The following is a 16669-nucleotide window of genomic DNA, read 5'->3' on the forward strand; positions in this document are numbered from 1 at the left end:
CAAAAATCAAGATTTATCTAATACTTCTTCGGCTTCTTCCGAAATAACAATATCGCTTTTGTGTTTTTTTGGATAGTTGAACAAAAGAGAGGTTAATACAGGTATAATGAAAATGGCTACCGTAAAAACAGACACGAAAAGATCCGTTTTTTCCCCTTCAATGGCATGAGAAATTGGCGACTCGGGATAAAAATGCGTAAATAATGAAGAGGTAAGTTTAATACCCAAAACACCAATTACGATAAAGGCCACCGTTTCTAAAAAGGTGAATTTTTCCATCAGTTTTACAAAAGCCTGCGCGACAAAACGCATGGCCAAAATTCCGATAAAAACGCCGATATAGATTAACCAGATATGATCGGTAAAAGCCACTGCCGCAAAAACATTATCAATAGAGAAGGCTAAATCCATTACTTCTACCAAAGCAACTGTAGCCCAAAAAGTACCCACTAAGCCAACAGTCGATTTATAAATCCAGCTTTTACTTTTATCTACTTCCTCTTCTTCCTCATTCTTTTTACTGTTCTTTTTTCTAAAATAATCGAAAGCCAGATACAACAAATATAAACCACCAAGCGGTTTTAACCACCAGATTTTAACTAGCCATGCTGCAAGAAATAAACAAATACCCCTGAAAACATAAGCACCGATAATACCATATTTTAAAGCTTTTTCTCTTTGCGATTTTGGCAGATCCATTACCATGGTTGCCAAAACCGCAGCATTATCAACCGAGAGCAAACTCTCAATCACAATCAGGTTTAAAATAATTAATAATCCGGCCTGTATATCATCACCTAAAATCGTGTGCAAAAAATCCATTGAGCGAGTGTGTGTATGTTTTAAATTAAAGTTTTAGTTTTCCTAACAAAGAAACAAATTTATATGATTGTTTTACTGTTAGAATGACAATTGTTAGAATTGTTACGTATTTGACTCCAAATATTAATCAGCATTCAATTGATAAATCGCTCCCTTGTCTCCTGCAAGTACAACAACTCTACCTTTTTTTGCTTTTTGAACCGCATTAAAGCTTTTATCAGAAATGTGCTTCCAATTTTGGCCACCATCAGTTGAAATATCTGTACCTGATGTTCCTGTAGCAACTAATGTTTTCGCAGTGATATAAGCCACGGCCGAACGAAAGCCCCAAACAGGTATATTTGGTTTTTGCCAGTTTTTGCCACCATCATGGGTTAAAAGTACATTATTCGAATTTTCTTTATCTTTTAAGTAGTTACCGCCAACAGTTATACCTGTTTTCTCATTCAAAAAATCTATAGAAAAAGGACCTGTACTGTTTTCGCACTGTAAAATGGGACATTTAAATACCTGCCAGGTTTGGCCGTAATCGGGTGAGAAATAAATATTGGATACTGTTCCACCGGTTGCAATCCAGGTTTTGCCACCTGCTAATGTTTTTATGGTTGTGCCACTGGCAGCAAAACTGGCTTCGCCTTTGGTTAAATTGGTTTTCAGATTTGAAGAGATATCCTGCCAGGTTTTACCTGCATCGGTGGTTTTAAGCAATTGTAATTTATCATTAATCGGGTCGCCGAAGGTGATGCCGCTGTTTTTATCCCAGAAACTAACGCCATCTAAAAATATAGCCGAATCTGCATTTTTATAATTTTCTGTCCAGGTTTCACCCCCATCTGTAGTTTTTAAGATATAAGCGGGTGAGGCGATCCCAACAATAACGGCCTGTTTGTCATCAAAAGCTTCGATATCCCTGAAATCGATTTTTTCATAACCTTTGGGTTTTACCCAGGTCCAGGTTTTGCCGCCATCAATGGTTTTACCGATTGAACCGTTACTACCGCTTACCCAGGTAACCTGATCGGATACTACGCTTAAACCACGCAAACTGGTTTTAGCACTTTCATTTAAAGGTTTAATAGAATACGACTGCGCGGCGCAAAAAAAGGTGCCAATAAAAGGCACCATAAAATTTTCTTCATCTGTTGTTATTTAACCCGTCTAAAAGTTTCTGATCTTCCCAAAAGTGAAATACCTACATATCCGCGGATATTTAATACATCAGCACTTTTTAAAGTCATGTTGCAACTATAGGTTTTACCGCTTTTTGGATCGTAAATTGTTCCATCGGTCCATTTCCCATCATCATATTTAAAATCTTTCAGTATTTCCAGATTTAACAAAGCACGTTTCTGTAGCTTTTCATCAGGGTTTTTAACATCTAATTTAGGTTTTCCGTTAATGTTAGGCTCTTTTATCCAGGCCAGTTTTCCATAAAACTTTTCGCCTTTTTTATAAATTTCAATCTGTCCTTCTCCTGATGGATTAAGCCATTTGCCAACAATAGCATCTTTGTTCTGTGCAAAGGCAGAAAATGATACCGCTATAAAGAGCAGCATTAAAAATGGTAGCTTTCTCATATTTTTTATTTCTAGTTAGTTTTTAAAGATAATGAATTACACCTTATATCGAAACACTAAATAAAGGGAAAAAGTATGAGAAAGTTTTATAAATGGTAAAATTTACTTTGAAAGGATTGGCAGGTACTTAGCACGATAAGCATAAAAAAGGAATAAATTAAATATAAGCATCACACCAACCATAGGTAAATCTTTCGGACCTAAAAATGCATGATACAGGAAAATATTGAGTGTAACCGGAAAAATTACCAGTGCAGCCAAAGGTGCTGTACGGTTAATAAGCAAAAGTATCCCACCTATCAACTCTGTAACTTTAATTAAGGGCATTAAATAAACAGATGCCATTACACCCGACATAAATGTGTTTTGAGCAGCCGACATTACTGGTGCCTCCTTAGGCATTAAATGAAGGAAAAAACTTACAGAAGCAAAAAGATACATGGCGGCTAGAAGCACGCGTACAACAATTACTGCAATTTTCATAGTGGTTAAGTTTTAGTTTGTATTTTAAAAATAATAAAATTGATTGATTAGTTCAATTGGCCGTTGGTTAATTGATAATAAACGCAGAACTTTAAAACGCCTGTTTGGTTAATAGTTAGATAGTCCATGGTGGATAGCCACATAACTTATAATAATTACTAATACCTTAATATCCTTAACTTCTTAATATTCTAATTATTTATAGTTGATAGTTCATGGTAGATCAATCATTGGTAATTGATCATTATTCTATTGGCAATTTTGGACTAAGACTCATGACTACGGACTTTGAACTTCCCACCTACTTATAATCATAATTCACCATCCATTGGATGCCGAATTTATCGGTAGCCATACCAAAAAGTGCATTCCAGAATGTTTTTTCTAAGGCCATGGTTACGGTACCACCTGCAGATAGGCTATCAAATAAGTGTTTAGCCTCGTCTTCACTATTCGCGTCAACCGATAGTGAAATACCTGTCCCGAATGTTGCTGGCGGCATCGGATGAGTAATATCGGTTCCCATTAAAATATTACCGCCAATGGGTAAAGCGATGTGCATCAGTTTTTCCTGATCGCCCACGGCCATACCATCGCAGCCAGGAGAATCTTTATAGCGTTGCACGACCAAAAATTCGCCACCAAAAACTGATTTGTAAAAATTGAATGCTTCTTCGGTGTTCCCGTTAAAATTTAAATACGTGTTAAGTGTTGCCATTGTTTTGTTGTTTTATCCCTTTCGGGTTGGTTTAATTGTTTGTTTATTGAGGTATTTAAAGTGCGGTTTGTCACCCTGAGCGGAGTCGAAGGGTATTCAAGACTGTCTCGAAGGGTATTTTATGACTGTCATTCTGAGCGCAGCGAAGAATCTTTTCCTTATTTAACGATCTCCTTGCAACTTTATTCAAGATTCTTCATTGTATTCAGCATGACAAATTCAGTTAATGTTCTATTTTCGTCAACTTAATATCCATCCAGGGCTCCCAGCTGTTACCATTAAACTGTTCCCATAACCCTTCGATGGTATTGCCCTTAAAATTCCCTTTAAATCTTTCAGTATCTGCAAATATTAAAATGATATCGTCATAAATTTTAAGTGTAGAGATGGCAATTTTCCCTGCATTATCGAAAGATTGCGACCTGAAAACATCCTCCATATCATCATAATGAATAATTTCTAAAGATTGTATCTTTTTCTTATTAAACGTTACATCTATTTTGTGCATTAAAAAGAAACCACCCTCAATCCATTCGTAAGTATCGGTTCCGGTAATTACCTCTCCCGATTGGGTTAACCCTTCTGTTTTCCATTTACCAATGTATGGATTGAGTAAATCAAGCCTGTTGTTTCTCATAAATTTAGTTAAAATCAATTGGGATTTAAGCCACTGTAAATATTTTTTAATTGGTGGATGTGTCGCCGGGTATGATAGATCACAAAATAAACAGCTTCCAAACGGGTAAGAAAACCATAACCGGGCAGCTCATAAGAACTACAGGTTTTAGTTAAATCCAGGTTTCCCGCCGCTTCTGATATCCCCATCCTGATCTGCTTTAAATTATCCAATAATTCCGCCGGGTTATAGTTCCTGTCTTCAGGGTAAATTTCTTTAGGCGAATCGTACTTCACATCGAAATTCAAAAAATCTTTTTTAATGGCCCCTACCATTAAATCAGCTGGTTTATCTGTCTCGGTAACAGGACCATTAATAACCTGTAGAAAGCCCGAATTCGACAAAACCAGGTGTTCAGCCAATTGCCCTGCGGTCCAGCTGCCTTCAAAAGGCACCTTATTCACCAATGCGGCATCAAATTTTGAGAAAGCGTTTTCCAATGCCAATAAGGTTTCATTCGCTTCATTAATTACTTTTTCCATAACTTACATATAATTCATTCCTGGATAACCCAATAACCTACGCCACAGGGCAATTTGTCCGATACAGTTCGCATCCCGGTAAGTGCTGAAACTGATCATTTCGAAAAGGGTAATTTCCATCCCGGGTATATTGAGTTTTTCTTCCAGTTTTTCATCGGTAGCCTGGGTTAAGGCCTCCTGAAGTTTTGGAGAAATGTTTTTCCAATCTTTTATAAAATCGGCAAGCGCTGGATAAATTACATCATCAATAATGCCCTTGTTATTGGCAAAAAGTTCGTCGGTGATGAATGGAAGATCAACATCGAATGATTTAGCCAGAAAATACCGCCCCTGCACCATACTTCCGGTAATCCATGCAATGTGGTTGGCTTTGGTATCCAATCTTTTTGCGCATCTTTTTGGTCTATCCCATCTAAAGCCCTCAATAAAAAATCTGTTTGCATTTCGTACAATACAATTATACCGTACATTCTGCCACTGGTTGGTTTACTTTTCATATTATTTTATCAGGTGGTTAGTATAAGAATAAAGTTATGGCTTAATATCGATGCCTACCCTTGCCGTAAAAGTCAATCTTAAGGGGCATTTCAGACAATTTTTATATATTTACGATACCTAAATTTTTAACCAAATGATACAAGTAGGTGTTTTAATGCCCCAAAACTTCAGATTATTAAGCGTAGCAGCTATTTTAGATGTATTTGATACTGTAAATAGTTTCTATACAAAAGATAAACTTGAAAAGCCTTTTAATATCAGTTTAATTACCCTGGATAATAAAGATTATAACTTTAGCGAACATCCCTGTATCCCTTTGCAAAAAGCAAACGATGTTGATCTTATTTTGATCCCATCTTTTGCCACCAACGATATTAAGGAATGTATTTCAGCCAATAAAAGTTATATCCCATGGTTGAACAAACTGCATGACGCAGGGGCAGAAATCGCAACTTTTTGTACTGGTGCATTTTTACTGGCTGCGTCGGGATTATTGGATGGCAAAGCGGCAACCACACACGTTGATGCCTGCTCAGTTTTTTCTACGGCTTTTCCAAGAGTGCATTTAAAGGCCGATAAAACAGTAACGCAGGATGGCAAACTATTTACCAGCGGAGGTGCAACCTCTACCTTTCATTTACTGTTACACCTTTTACAAATCCATTGCGGTAAAGATATGGCGGTGAAAGTTGCAAAAATTTTCGCTATAGATATGGACCGTGTAAACCAATTATACTTTAGCACTTTTCAGCCAATCCGTCACCACAATGACGATATTGTTGCTTCTGCGCAAGAAAAAATTGAAAGCAATTATCAGGATGTGGCTACTATTGAAGAAATGATCAAAGATATTCCATCAAGCAGGAGAAATATTGTGCGCCGCTTTAAACAGGTAATCGGCATTACCCCTATCGAGTACCTGCAGCAAACACGTATAGAAGCAGCTAAAAAACTTTTAGAGCAAACTGCGCAGCAAATGACAGAAGTAATTTATAATTCAGGTTACAACGATCCAAAAGCATTTAGAAAAGTGTTTAGAAAATCAGTTGGGATGACGCCGACCCAATACCGCGATAAATTTCAGTCTAAGTAAATATCGATTGAGATAGACAGAAGAGTAACCAACACCACAATTAAAAACTAAATAAATAGTTTTCAACATTGAAAACCAACTATGTTAATAATTAATCTAAAATAAATTGCAATATCCTCTTGTATTTAAGATAACTTAACTTTATAATTACACTAACCAAATATCTATATATATGAGCACATTTCTTTTAATCACGGCAGTATTTTATATTATCTCTTTTGGATCAATGTTGTACTGTTATTTCTCCGCTGAGCAGATTCCCAGCGATGACGAAAAATTTTAATCAGTTCTTTTCCCGTCATCAAAATTAACCTCTCTTTTCAAGTCAAAACATTAAATTTTCATAGCAAAACCATGTTGTTATAACTTGGCCTGCGCTAAACCTTGTATTAAATGATTTTTTTTCATATTGTTTATCCACTAATTAATTAGGGAGCAATTGCTATGCGCCATAAAACCGCGGAGATATAAAAAATAGCGTTGACAAGCCAAAAACAGGCTATCTTTTAAATTTATGTTTGGAACCGGGTGTATCAGACATTATGGACGTTGTTCATCTTTTCGCCCTTTTTTCCGGTTTAGGATTGGAGCTATTGCTCATAAATATTCAGTTGGAATACAAACGATAAACCTATAATCTACCATTAATAATGGTAATTATTGTTTAGAAAAAGCCTGCTGATATTTCAATGGAGTTTTACCCGTTATTTCCCTAAAGTATTTGTGGAAACTGGTAAAATTGTAAAATCCACAATCGTAGCAAATTTCTTTCACAGTTAGATCATTTTCGATCAATAATTTACAGGCTTGCCCTACTCTAATTTCATTCAGAAATTGTGTATATGTTTTTCTACTTTTGGTTTTAAAGAATTTACAGAATGAATTTGGGCTTATTTTGGCTACAGCAGCAATTTCCTTGAGTTCTATTTTATTCTTGTAATTGCTAATGGTATAGTTATAAATAGATTGGATTCTATCTTTTTCGTTCTCCAAAAAGTTTGGTTTAAAACCCAGAGAAACCAATGTGCCTTTTTCTTCGCAATTGGCTATTTCTGTTAATACCTCAAGTATTTTTATAATTCGCATCGTACCTGTTGCCTCAATAATCTGCGGCATTAAACCGGCAATTTTTTCTTTCGAAATTCCTTGTAACTGAATTCCCTGTGTTGATTGAAGTAAAACTTTTTTAAGCTCCTGATTTTCGGGAAGATGGAGAAAATCTCTACCCAAAAAATCTTCCTTAAAATGAATCACATAAACATCAACCGGTTCACAGGCTTTTTCATCAAAAAATTCAGGGTCGAAACGCCAGTAATGAGGTAAATTGCTCCCTAGCAAAACCACATCGCCATCTTTAAAATTTTTAATGCTATCGCCAATAAACTGCGTACCTCTGCCTTTTTTAACGTAGATTAATTCTAATGCAGAATGGTAATGCCAACGGTTGTTGATATCGGGCAAAACATCTCTTCGGGCGCTAAAAGAATCTACTGAATTGGTAGATACATTAAGTAAATGCGGTTTCATAAAATCTTAAAAAAATCAATCTAATATGCAAAATTATTTTGCAATGTAAAAAATTGAGCCAATATCATTTAATAATTAGATCATAAAGTTAAATTTTTATTAGCATTTAAGGGTTTAATTTGTAAAGCGACAAGTAACCAAAAACATTTTATGAAGCTGGATTATTTGCCATCTATTTCAGATGATAATACCAGCATTAAAATACCCAGGTATGGCTACTGGGCTATCTGGTCATCTAAAACAGCCGATATCGAACAAACATTGGTAATTGCTGCTTATTATGCCAGAAGTTTAACTATTTTTATTTTAGCAGAAGCTGCTTAAACCATTTATAACCAAATAAACATGAGCCACACTCCATCAACGAACTTTCAGGTATCCGATACACCAACAAATGGTAAGGGATATTTATTTCCGTTAATTTTAGTCACCAGCCTCTTTTTCTTCTGGGGCTTTGTCCACAATCTTGATCCTGTATTAATTCCGCATTTACGCAAAGCTTTTCAGCTAAACGTTTTCGAATCTACCCTGGTTGACTCTTCGGTTTTTATTGCTTATTTCTTATTGGCTCTACCCGCAGGCTACATTATGCGCAAGTATGGGTATAAAAGCGGTATTATATTAGGCCTTGTTTTGTTCGCCATCGGCTGTTTATTATTTATACCTGCAGCCAATACTGCACAGTATATATTTTTCTTAGGTGCACTTTTTATCATTGCCTGTGGTTTAACCTTTCTGGAAACAGCGGCAAATCCTTATGTTACCGTACTAGGACCACCGGAAACAGCTACACAGCGTTTAAATTTTTCACAGTCTTTTAATGGTTTAGCCGCATTTTTAGCGCCAATACTTGGTGGTAAACTTATTTTTACCGAAGTAAAATATACCGATGTTCAATTAGCGAAGATGTTGCCTTTAGAAAAACAGGCTTATATGCTCGAAGAGGCCTCGACCGTAAAAGCACCTTATCTAATTTTGGGTATTCTGATTATTGTAGTTGCTATTTTATTTATTTTCACCAAACTGCCTGATATTAAGGAAGAAGAAAATGCCAATGAGAAAAGCAGTTTTGGGCATGTGTTGAGCCATAGCCATTTGCGCTGGGCAATTATCGGGCAGTTTTTTTACGTAGGTGCACAGGTTTGCGTATTGAGTTTATTTATCAGTTTCGTCACCTCATCAGCAAATATCAGCCAGGATCAGGCATCATGGTATTCAGGCGCTGCAGGTTTAGCTTTTATGGTTGGCCGGTTCGCTGGAACTTTTTTATGAGATACGTAGCTGCTCATAAACTATTGATGCTGTATGCATTAATCAGTGCTGTACTTACCCTTGTATCTATTTTTGCAAGTGGAATGGTTACCATTTATGCGTTAATCGGTGTCGCCTTTTTTATGTCGATCATGTTCCCAACCATATTCTCGCTGGGTATAGCAGGTTTGGGTAAAGACACAAAACTAGGGTCGTCATTAATTGTAATGTCTATTGTTGGGGGTGCATTTTTACCTCCAGTGTTAGGCCTGATATCAGATGCTACTCACAATATCCAATATGGGTACCTGGTTCCTTTTTTATGCTTTTTAGTGGTCTTCTACTTTGGCTGGAAAGGATGGAAACCCAATCATATCGAAAAAGAATTAAGTTTAGAAGTATAAATTGACAATGAAAAAATTAGTCATCCAGATTAATAAAGCCGATAACGTTTTAGTTGCGTTACAGGATTTACCAGCAGGCACTCCAATACTGCACGAGGGAAATACTTACGCTACTGTTGATGAAATCCCAGCCAAGCATAAATTTTTTATGCAGGATATGAAAACCGGTGAAGAAGTAATGATGTATGGCGTTTTGGTTGGAAAGGTACAGTTTGAGGTGAAAGCGGGCATGCGGATGAGTATTGATAATACAAAACATGCCGCAGAGCCATTTGCTTATCGCAATGTTAATTTCAAATGGGAAGCACCTGATGTGAGTAAATATGCCAACCGCAGTTTTAATGGCTACCACCGCAAAAATGGTGCAGTAGGTACCGCAAACTATTGGTTGTTTATCCCAACTGTATTTTGCGAAAACAGAAATCTGGATATTATTAAAGAGTCGCTTTATAGTGAATTGGGTTATGCTGTAGATGATAAATATAAATCTTATACCCACAAATTGGTTCAGGCCTTTGAACAAGGAGAAGACATAAACAACATTAGTTTTGAGCCTAAAGTAGATCAGACCAGCCGTACTTTTAAAAACGTAGATGGAATTAAATTCCTGACTCATAATGGCGGCTGTGGCGGAACACGACAGGATTCGGATACGTTAAGCAAATTATTGGCGGCTTATGCCCATCACCCCAACGTGGCCGGTGTAACCGTTTTAAGTTTGGGCTGCCAGCATTTGCAGGTAGAAGATTTTAAACGCGACCTGTTTGCACTCGATCCTGATTTTGATAAACCACTTTTAATTTTCGAACAGCAAAAGACACAAAGCGAAGAACAACTGATCCAAAATGCAATCCGAAATACTTTTGAAGGATTGATGTTCATTAATAAACAAAGTCGTGCAGCAGCTCCGTTGAGCAAAATGTGTGTGGGTGTGAAATGTGGTGGTAGCGATGGCTTTAGTGGCATTTCAGCAAACCCTGCGGTGGGTTACTGTGCCGATTTATTGGTAGCATTGGGGGCAAAGGTTTTATTGGCTGAGTTCCCGGAACTTTGTGGCGTGGAGCAGGAAATGATCGATAGATCTGTTGATCAGTCAACTGCTGAAAAGTTTATCCGCTTAATGACAGAGTATGATGATCTGGCGCATAAAGTTGGTTCCGGATTTTACATGAATCCTTCGCCAGGTAACATTAAAGATGGTTTAATTACTGATGCTATAAAATCAGCAGGCGCTGCGCGTAAAGCCGGCTCCTCTCCTGTTGTAGATGTTTTAGATTATACCGAACCGGCCACTAAACCCGGCTTAAGTTTGGTATGTACACCAGGAAATGATGTTGAAGCGACTACAGGTAAAGCCGCCGCCGGAGCAACCTTAATTTTATTCACCACAGGTTTAGGCACACCAACAGGAAATCCGGTTTGTCCAACCATTAAAGTAGCCACCAATTCAATCCTGGCTAAACGCATGAGTGATATTATCGATATTGATACCGGACCAGTAATCAATGGCGAAAAAACCATTAACGAAATGGGCGAAGATATATTGGAATACTGTATTAAAGTAGCTAGTGGCGAAGAAACACCAAAGGCGGTACAGCTTAACCAGGATGATTTTATCCCCTGGAAAAGAGGGGTAAGCCTATAGAGGGTGGATGACGTAAGATGGAAGATGTGATATGGAGAGTTTCCGAATAAAAACCGTCATTTCGACTAGAGTGAAACGGAATGGAGAAATCTACACAGACAATGTCCCTCTCTATTCCCTGGACGCCTGGCACTTTGCTTAAATAAAAATAAAAACATAACCGAATATGAATTTAAATTTAGACGGAAAAATAATACTGGTGAGTGGCGGTGCAAAAGGCATTGGTGCGGCAATTGTTAAGGCATTGGCTATTGAAAATGCTTTCCCCATTATTATTGGCCGTAGTGAAAACGATAATGTAAAAATGCTTCAGGAAATAACAGATTTAGGTCTAAAAGCTGATTATTTTACAGCAGAGCTCACTGTTCCTGATCACTGCAAAAACATTATTGATGCGATACTGAATAAGTATGGCAGAATTGATGGCTTAGTAAACAATGCTGGTGTTAACGATGGCGTAGGCCTCGAAAGTGGCACTTATGAAGGCTTTATAGAATCGCTACATAAAAACGTGGTGCATTATTATCTTTTGGCAAAATATGCGCTGCCTGCACTAAAAGAAAACAAAGGATCAATTTTAAATATTGGCAGCAAAACTGCAGAAACCGGACAAGGTGGAACATCTGGTTATGCAGCATCAAACGGTGCCAGAAATGCTTTAACCCGCGAGTGGGCGGTAGAATTATTGCCATACAGCATCCGTGTAAATGCCATCATCGTAGCCGAAGCCTGGACACCTTTATATGAGAAATGGATCAATACTTTTGAGAACCGTGATGAAAAACTGAAAAGCATTAACGATAAAATTCCATTCGAAAGCCGGATGACTACTGTGGATGAAATCGCCAATACCGCTGTATTTTTGTTATCAGATAAATCGAGCCATACCACCGGCCAGTTGATCCATGTTGATGGTGGTTACGTACACCTGGATAGGGCTTTGTTGTAATAAGTCTCTCTCCTTTCTGTCATTCTGAACGCAGTGAAGAATCTTTCTCATTATCGACCTGTTTTGGGTTCTGTTTTCTATCGCTTGCAGATTCTTCGTTGCACTCAGAATGACAACAACTTAAATGGTCTGTACGGACACAGACCATGGCGTTACTTTTTCTTCCTTTCCTCCAAATAAGCATGCCATAGCAGCATTACAGCAATGGTGCGGTAAGGCTTAAACTGATCTGCCACTACCAATACTTCTTCTTTACCTACGCTAGTCGCCAAACCTTTTATTTTCTTTAATGAATTTACCGCAGCCAAATCGCCTATTGGAAAAACATCTGTATGGTGCAGCATAAAAATCAGGTAAATATCTACCGTCCAATCTCCGATGCCTTTAATGGTTTTGAGCTGATTTCTGACAGCAAGATCATCCATAGTTTCCATTTCACTCAGCGATAAAACTCCACTGACCAGGCTTTCAGCCAAATGCCGGACATAAACTGTTTTTTGCCGACTGAAATAGCAGTCCCTTAATTCCTGACCAGTAAGCAATAACAATCGCCCCGGTGTAACCCCTCCTATTTTTTCTTTCAGTTTATTCAGCGTAGCCAATGCCGAAGCCAAAGACACCTGTTGTTCCAGAATAATGTGCACCAATGATTCGAAGGTATTTGGCCTCGACCAAAAGGGCGGATAGCCATACCGATCTAAAATTTTCTGTAAATCTGTATCCCTGCCACCCACAAAATCGCATAGCTGATGAAAATTGGTCTGATCAAATGTTTCGAACATGAAACTGTTTTTATTCAAATATAATAAGCTTGATTGACAAATCTTACTGGTTTCGGCTGGTGAAAATTTAGATTTAACAGAAAGGCAATCCATTTTAATCTCGTTTTAAGATGAGATGGTTATTTTTGTAGGATGCTAAAGATTGGAATAGCTGAAGACGACCCTAAAATTGCCGAATTGTTAAAGTTGGCACTCGAAGAAAAAGATTATCAGGTACTTACCGTTGCCAATGGAATTGATGCACTGGATCTTTTCCTGAGCGAAAACCTTAATCTCCTGATTATTGATGTAATGATGCCCGGCCTCAATGGTATCCAGCTTTGTAAACACCTTAGGGAAAATATGGTGCAAACACCAATTCTCATGCTTACTGCCATGGGTACCATTGATGATAAAGTTACCGGTTTAGAAGCCGGTGCTGATGATTATCTCGTAAAACCTTTTCACCTGAAAGAACTTTTGGCCAGAGTGGCAGCACTTTTGCGCAGGCAGCCGCCTATTGAAACCAAAACAGACCATAAACTATATTTCGAAGACCTTGTACTTAATACCGATAGCAAAGAAGTAAGCCGCGGCGGTAAAACAATTGAATTAAGCGCCAAAGAATTTATCCTGCTCGAACTTTTTATGCGCAACCCAAACCGTTTACTTTCAAGGCAATTTATAGCAGAGCAAGCTTGGGACATCAGCTTCGAAACCGGAACCAATGTAATTGATGTATATATCAATTTCCTGAGAAAAAAGATCGAAAAGGATTTCGAACGGAAACTTATCCATACCAAGATCAATATGGGCTATATCATGAAATAAATGAAAATAAAGGACCGCATAGCACTGTATTTCACGCTGATCAGCACTTCAATGCTCTTCGTGGTGCTCTGTACCATATATTTTACTTTTATGAAATTTTTAGAGGCCGATTTCTTCGAACGCCTAACCGACCGTACTATGGTTACTGCTAAACTGTACCTCGAAGCTGATGAAATCAGTCGGGATGCGTTAAACACTGTACGCCATAAATACCTTCAAAAGTTAAATAGCGAAGTAATTCGCGTTTACGATAAAAAGAACAAGGCCACTTTCATCGGCGATACCGCACAATACTGGACCCCAGCCACTATCGACCAGGTACGCCAGAAAGGCCGCTTAAAATATACCGATGGTCAGCGGCAGGTTGTAGGTATTTATTATAAAGATAATCAGGGCGATTTTGTAATCCTTGCTTCGGCCAATGACCAGGGCTCACACAACAGACTCGACAGATTGTTGAAGATCATGATTTTTATCTTCATCCTTATTTCGCTTATCGTATTGCTGTTAAGCAGGTGGATTGCTCAGAAAATGCTGAAGCCTCTGCAAAAATTCATGCTCGAAGTAAAACAGACCAGCTCGCAAAACATGGAGTTCAGGGTAGAGGAAAATCACAATAAAGATGAAATTAACCTTATTGCCCAAAGTTTTAACCACTTGATGGAAGAGCTTGAGCAAGCTTTTATTTTGCAAAAAACCTTTATAGCCAATGCCTCGCACGAACTTCGGACACCCGTAACGCGTATCATGATGACCGCCGAACTCGCCCTATCTAAAGAAAGGGACCTGGCGGCTTATCAAAAAGTGATTGCTTCGATGCTCGAGGATGCCGAAAAAATGGAACGTATCATTACCGGATTAGTGGCCCTGGCAAAAATGGACCTCGACCTGATCAATTCGCAGCTTGTTCCAATCAGACTGAATGATTTACTTTTCAAAATCCAAAACGAATGGAAATCGCAGAAAAACCTCGATGTCAAAATCATTTATCAAGCCCCAATTGAGACACAACCTGAAATATTAGCGAATGCCATTTTATTACAGATTGCCTTGGATAATATCATTTCAAATGCCTTTAAATTTTCCAATAATCAGGAGGTAAATATTCTTATAGAAACCGGTGAAAATGATTTCCTCATCCACATTACCGATAGTGGATCAGGTATTTCAACCGATGAACAAGAGAATATTTTTAAACCTTTTACACCCGGGCAAAAGAACAGGGCCATTATGGCGAAGGCATGGGACTTTACATGGCCCAGAAAATCATTGATCTGCTTAAAGGCGAGATAACCATTAATAACCCAGAACCAGGCGGCTGCACTTTTACAGTGAGGTTGGCAAAACTTTAGCGATTAATTACATTCATTTCGCTAACGCTCGTTTCTAACAAGCGTTGAATAGCATATCGTTTACAACGATAAAATCGTGCAACTATTTATGCGCTCGTTTGGAAACGAGCGCAAACATGATTTCCCTAGAGTCGTCATCTCGACTGGAACGTAGTGGAATGGAGAGATCTATCTTGATAGATTTTGCTTCGCAGAGCCTTCTCGTTCTCGACTTGCGTTACACTCCGCTCGAAATGACGTGTACTTGAGAAAGTGGTCAACCCCAACTTTAATCCCCTTTTAATTCGCATTTAATCCCCCTTTAATTCGGCAAGGATAGTTTTGCTGCATGATAAGAATAGGTACGCTGCTCATTTTCTTTTTGGTTTTAACGGCCAGGGCAACTTTCGCACAAAGCGATATGTTAAGCTTAAACCTGAGCCAGGCCGAAAGCCTCTTTTTAAAAAACAATTTCGACCTCCTGGCCAGTAATTACGATGTTGATAAGGCAAAAGCAGAAATCATCACGGCCAAACTGTTCGAGAACCCCACACTTGAATACGAAAATCTTTTTTACAACCACGAAACCAAAAAGTTCCTGCAAACTTCTTATGCTCACGGACAATATGCCGGATCAATTTCGCAGTTATTTAAACTGGCAGGCAAGCGTAATAAAAATATCAAACTGGCCCAAACCGGGGTTAAGCGAGCCGAATATGAATATTTCGATCTGATGCGAACATTAAAATTCGAACTGGTCAACACTTTTTATAAAACCTATTTCTCCGCACAATCGGTTAAAGTGTATCAGGAACAAATCAGCTCTACCGATCAGTTGTTGAAAGCTTACGATCTCCAGTTAAAAATGGGCAATGTTGCCGCAAAGGATATGATCAGGATTAAATCACTCTTAATCAACCTCAAAGCTGAACAAGCTGGCTTATTGAACGAATTAGAAGACAATTATAAAGATTTAAAATTGCTCTGCGGGCTTAACGCAGCGACTTCTATAGATTTAGTTTTGGATCAAACAGATCTCAAATCCCCTTCACTGGATAAGATTCCTTATCATTCATTGCTTGATTCAGCCAGGGCCAATCGCGCCGACCTTAAACTAGCCAAAACCGACCTGCTTTACAACGAACGCAATTTAAAACTTCAAAAAGCAATGGCCATCCCTGATATAGAAGTTGGCCTTAGCTACGACTTAAAAGGGAATTATCCCGAAAAATATACCGGTTTAGGCATCAAAATCCCCATTCCGCTTTTCTCCAGAAACCAGGGTGAAATTAAAAAAGCACAGATCGGGTTAGCTGCAGCAGATGTAACTATTAGAAAACAGGAAACCCTGCTTGAAAATGAAGTATTTAATACTTACAAAACTGCTTTGCGTAACGAAAAATTGTATTCAGAAATCGATCCTGCATTCACAAACGATTTTAATACGCTCATTTCTGCCCTCATCAAAAACTTCAAGGCAAGAAATATTAGTCTGATTGAATTTTTGGATCTCTATGATGCCTATAAGGAAAATACGCTTCAACTCAATAAGCTCCAGTTCGAAAGAATGAGCACACGGGCTGAACTCAATTATGTAACTGGTTCTAATATTTTTTAAATC

Annotated in this window: 18 protein-coding genes and 1 pseudogene; 9 read left to right on the forward strand and 10 right to left on the reverse strand. The window is 38.1% G+C overall.

Annotated elements, in window-relative coordinates:
* Positions 1–6: 6 nt before the first annotated feature.
* The 8 genes from ACQ86H_RS18415 to ACQ86H_RS18450 all read right to left on the reverse strand — a co-directional run bounded on the left by ACQ86H_RS18415 (position 7) and on the right by ACQ86H_RS18450 (position 5139).
* Positions 7–822 (reverse strand): TerC family protein, encoded by an 816-nt coding sequence (locus ACQ86H_RS18415; protein ID WP_138823133.1) that lies wholly within the window; start codon positions 820–822, stop codon positions 7–9.
* A gap of 123 nt (positions 823–945) precedes the next feature.
* Positions 946–1947 carry a WD40/YVTN/BNR-like repeat-containing protein gene (locus tag ACQ86H_RS18420; protein ID WP_431292052.1) on the reverse strand — a complete coding sequence of 334 codons (1002 nt, stop codon included), beginning with the start codon at positions 1945–1947 and terminating at the stop codon, positions 946–948.
* A gap of 20 nt (positions 1948–1967) precedes the next feature.
* Positions 1968–2399, reverse strand: coding sequence for a DUF2147 domain-containing protein (locus tag ACQ86H_RS18425; protein WP_138823132.1), 432 nt, complete (start codon positions 2397–2399; stop codon positions 1968–1970).
* A 102-nt stretch (positions 2400–2501) separates the two neighbouring features.
* Positions 2502–2882 (reverse strand): DoxX family membrane protein, encoded by a 381-nt coding sequence (locus ACQ86H_RS18430; RefSeq protein ID WP_138823130.1) that lies wholly within the window; start codon positions 2880–2882, stop codon positions 2502–2504.
* A 301-nt stretch (positions 2883–3183) separates the two neighbouring features.
* Positions 3184–3600 carry a VOC family protein gene (locus ACQ86H_RS18435; protein ID WP_431292053.1) on the reverse strand — a complete coding sequence of 139 codons (417 nt, stop codon included), beginning with the start codon at positions 3598–3600 and terminating at the stop codon, positions 3184–3186.
* 223 nt (positions 3601–3823) lie between these two features.
* Complete coding sequence (locus ACQ86H_RS18440) at positions 3824–4237, reverse strand: hypothetical protein (RefSeq protein ID WP_431292054.1); 414 nt, start codon at positions 4235–4237, stop codon at positions 3824–3826.
* 14 nt (positions 4238–4251) lie between these two features.
* Positions 4252–4758: a DinB family protein gene (locus ACQ86H_RS18445; protein WP_431292055.1), complete on the reverse strand. Its 507-nt coding sequence runs from the start codon at positions 4756–4758 to the stop codon at positions 4252–4254.
* A gap of 3 nt (positions 4759–4761) precedes the next feature.
* A complete protein-coding gene (locus ACQ86H_RS18450) occupies positions 4762–5139 on the reverse strand; it encodes a DinB family protein (RefSeq protein WP_431292056.1) in 378 nt (125 codons plus the stop codon).
* A gap of 250 nt (positions 5140–5389) precedes the next feature.
* On the opposite strand from ACQ86H_RS18450, the gene ACQ86H_RS18455 reads away from it, so the two are divergent.
* Positions 5390–6349, forward strand: coding sequence for a GlxA family transcriptional regulator (locus ACQ86H_RS18455; RefSeq protein ID WP_431292057.1), 960 nt, complete (start codon positions 5390–5392; stop codon positions 6347–6349).
* A 657-nt stretch (positions 6350–7006) separates the two neighbouring features.
* Here ACQ86H_RS18455 and ACQ86H_RS18460 read toward each other — a convergent pair.
* A complete protein-coding gene (locus ACQ86H_RS18460) occupies positions 7007–7876 on the reverse strand; it encodes an AraC family transcriptional regulator (RefSeq protein ID WP_138823118.1) in 870 nt (289 codons plus the stop codon).
* Positions 7877–8026: 150 nt separating this feature from the next.
* Between ACQ86H_RS18460 and ACQ86H_RS18465 the strand changes: the two genes are divergently transcribed.
* From ACQ86H_RS18465 to ACQ86H_RS18485, 5 genes are all read left to right on the forward strand, one after another.
* Positions 8027–8200, forward strand: a complete 174-nt coding sequence (locus ACQ86H_RS18465) for a hypothetical protein (protein WP_431292058.1) — start codon at positions 8027–8029, stop codon at positions 8198–8200.
* 21 nt (positions 8201–8221) lie between these two features.
* Complete coding sequence (locus tag ACQ86H_RS18470) at positions 8222–9148, forward strand: sugar MFS transporter (protein WP_431292059.1); 927 nt, start codon at positions 8222–8224, stop codon at positions 9146–9148.
* Between the two features lie 26 nt (positions 9149–9174).
* Positions 9175–9531 carry a hypothetical protein gene (locus tag ACQ86H_RS18475; protein ID WP_431292060.1) on the forward strand — a complete coding sequence of 119 codons (357 nt, stop codon included), beginning with the start codon at positions 9175–9177 and terminating at the stop codon, positions 9529–9531.
* A 7-nt stretch (positions 9532–9538) separates the two neighbouring features.
* On the forward strand, positions 9539–11176 hold the full coding sequence (locus ACQ86H_RS18480) for a UxaA family hydrolase (RefSeq protein WP_431292061.1): 1638 nt from the start codon (positions 9539–9541) through the stop codon (positions 11174–11176).
* Between the two features lie 166 nt (positions 11177–11342).
* Complete coding sequence (locus ACQ86H_RS18485; RefSeq protein WP_431292062.1) at positions 11343–12125, forward strand: SDR family oxidoreductase; 783 nt, start codon at positions 11343–11345, stop codon at positions 12123–12125.
* 152 nt (positions 12126–12277) lie between these two features.
* Here the strand turns inward: ACQ86H_RS18485 and ACQ86H_RS18490 are convergent, their stop codons facing one another.
* A complete protein-coding gene (locus tag ACQ86H_RS18490; RefSeq protein ID WP_431292063.1) occupies positions 12278–12907 on the reverse strand; it encodes a DNA-3-methyladenine glycosylase family protein in 630 nt (209 codons plus the stop codon).
* Between the two features lie 132 nt (positions 12908–13039).
* On the opposite strand from ACQ86H_RS18490, the gene ACQ86H_RS18495 reads away from it, so the two are divergent.
* The 3 genes and pseudogenes from ACQ86H_RS18495 (at position 13040) to ACQ86H_RS18505 (ending at position 16666) form a co-directional block, all read left to right on the forward strand.
* Positions 13040–13717 carry a response regulator transcription factor gene (locus ACQ86H_RS18495; protein ID WP_138823108.1) on the forward strand — a complete coding sequence of 226 codons (678 nt, stop codon included), beginning with the start codon at positions 13040–13042 and terminating at the stop codon, positions 13715–13717.
* A 555-nt stretch (positions 13718–14272) separates the two neighbouring features.
* Positions 14273–15069, forward strand: a pseudogene (locus tag ACQ86H_RS18500) (sensor histidine kinase).
* 328 nt (positions 15070–15397) lie between these two features.
* A complete protein-coding gene (locus ACQ86H_RS18505) occupies positions 15398–16666 on the forward strand; it encodes a TolC family protein (RefSeq protein ID WP_168202387.1) in 1269 nt (422 codons plus the stop codon).
* Positions 16667–16669 lie beyond the last annotated feature (3 nt).

Source organism: Pedobacter sp. P26 (assembly GCF_050632135.1).
Lineage (GTDB): Bacteria > Bacteroidota > Bacteroidia > Sphingobacteriales > Sphingobacteriaceae > Pedobacter.

Coding starts and splice junctions, on each gene's coding strand:
- ACQ86H_RS18415 (WP_138823133.1), bottom strand. CDS start 822: ATGGATTTTTTGCACACGATTTTAGGTGATGATATACAGGCCGGATTA.
- ACQ86H_RS18420 (WP_431292052.1), bottom strand. CDS start 1,947: ATGGTGCCTTTTATTGGCACCTTTTTTTGCGCCGCGCAGTCGTATTCT.
- ACQ86H_RS18425 (WP_138823132.1), bottom strand. CDS start 2,399: ATGAGAAAGCTACCATTTTTAATGCTGCTCTTTATAGCGGTATCATTT.
- ACQ86H_RS18430 (WP_138823130.1), bottom strand. CDS start 2,882: ATGAAAATTGCAGTAATTGTTGTACGCGTGCTTCTAGCCGCCATGTAT.
- ACQ86H_RS18435 (WP_431292053.1), bottom strand. CDS start 3,600: ATGGCAACACTTAACACGTATTTAAATTTTAACGGGAACACCGAAGAA.
- ACQ86H_RS18440 (WP_431292054.1), bottom strand. CDS start 4,237: ATGAGAAACAACAGGCTTGATTTACTCAATCCATACATTGGTAAATGG.
- ACQ86H_RS18445 (WP_431292055.1), bottom strand. CDS start 4,758: ATGGAAAAAGTAATTAATGAAGCGAATGAAACCTTATTGGCATTGGAA.
- ACQ86H_RS18455 (WP_431292057.1), top strand. CDS start 5,390: ATGATACAAGTAGGTGTTTTAATGCCCCAAAACTTCAGATTATTAAGC.
- ACQ86H_RS18460 (WP_138823118.1), bottom strand. CDS start 7,876: ATGAAACCGCATTTACTTAATGTATCTACCAATTCAGTAGATTCTTTT.
- ACQ86H_RS18465 (WP_431292058.1), top strand. CDS start 8,027: ATGAAGCTGGATTATTTGCCATCTATTTCAGATGATAATACCAGCATT.
- ACQ86H_RS18470 (WP_431292059.1), top strand. CDS start 8,222: ATGAGCCACACTCCATCAACGAACTTTCAGGTATCCGATACACCAACA.
- ACQ86H_RS18475 (WP_431292060.1), top strand. CDS start 9,175: ATGCTGTATGCATTAATCAGTGCTGTACTTACCCTTGTATCTATTTTT.
- ACQ86H_RS18480 (WP_431292061.1), top strand. CDS start 9,539: ATGAAAAAATTAGTCATCCAGATTAATAAAGCCGATAACGTTTTAGTT.
- ACQ86H_RS18485 (WP_431292062.1), top strand. CDS start 11,343: ATGAATTTAAATTTAGACGGAAAAATAATACTGGTGAGTGGCGGTGCA.
- ACQ86H_RS18490 (WP_431292063.1), bottom strand. CDS start 12,907: ATGTTCGAAACATTTGATCAGACCAATTTTCATCAGCTATGCGATTTT.
- ACQ86H_RS18495 (WP_138823108.1), top strand. CDS start 13,040: ATGCTAAAGATTGGAATAGCTGAAGACGACCCTAAAATTGCCGAATTG.
- ACQ86H_RS18505 (WP_168202387.1), top strand. CDS start 15,398: ATGATAAGAATAGGTACGCTGCTCATTTTCTTTTTGGTTTTAACGGCC.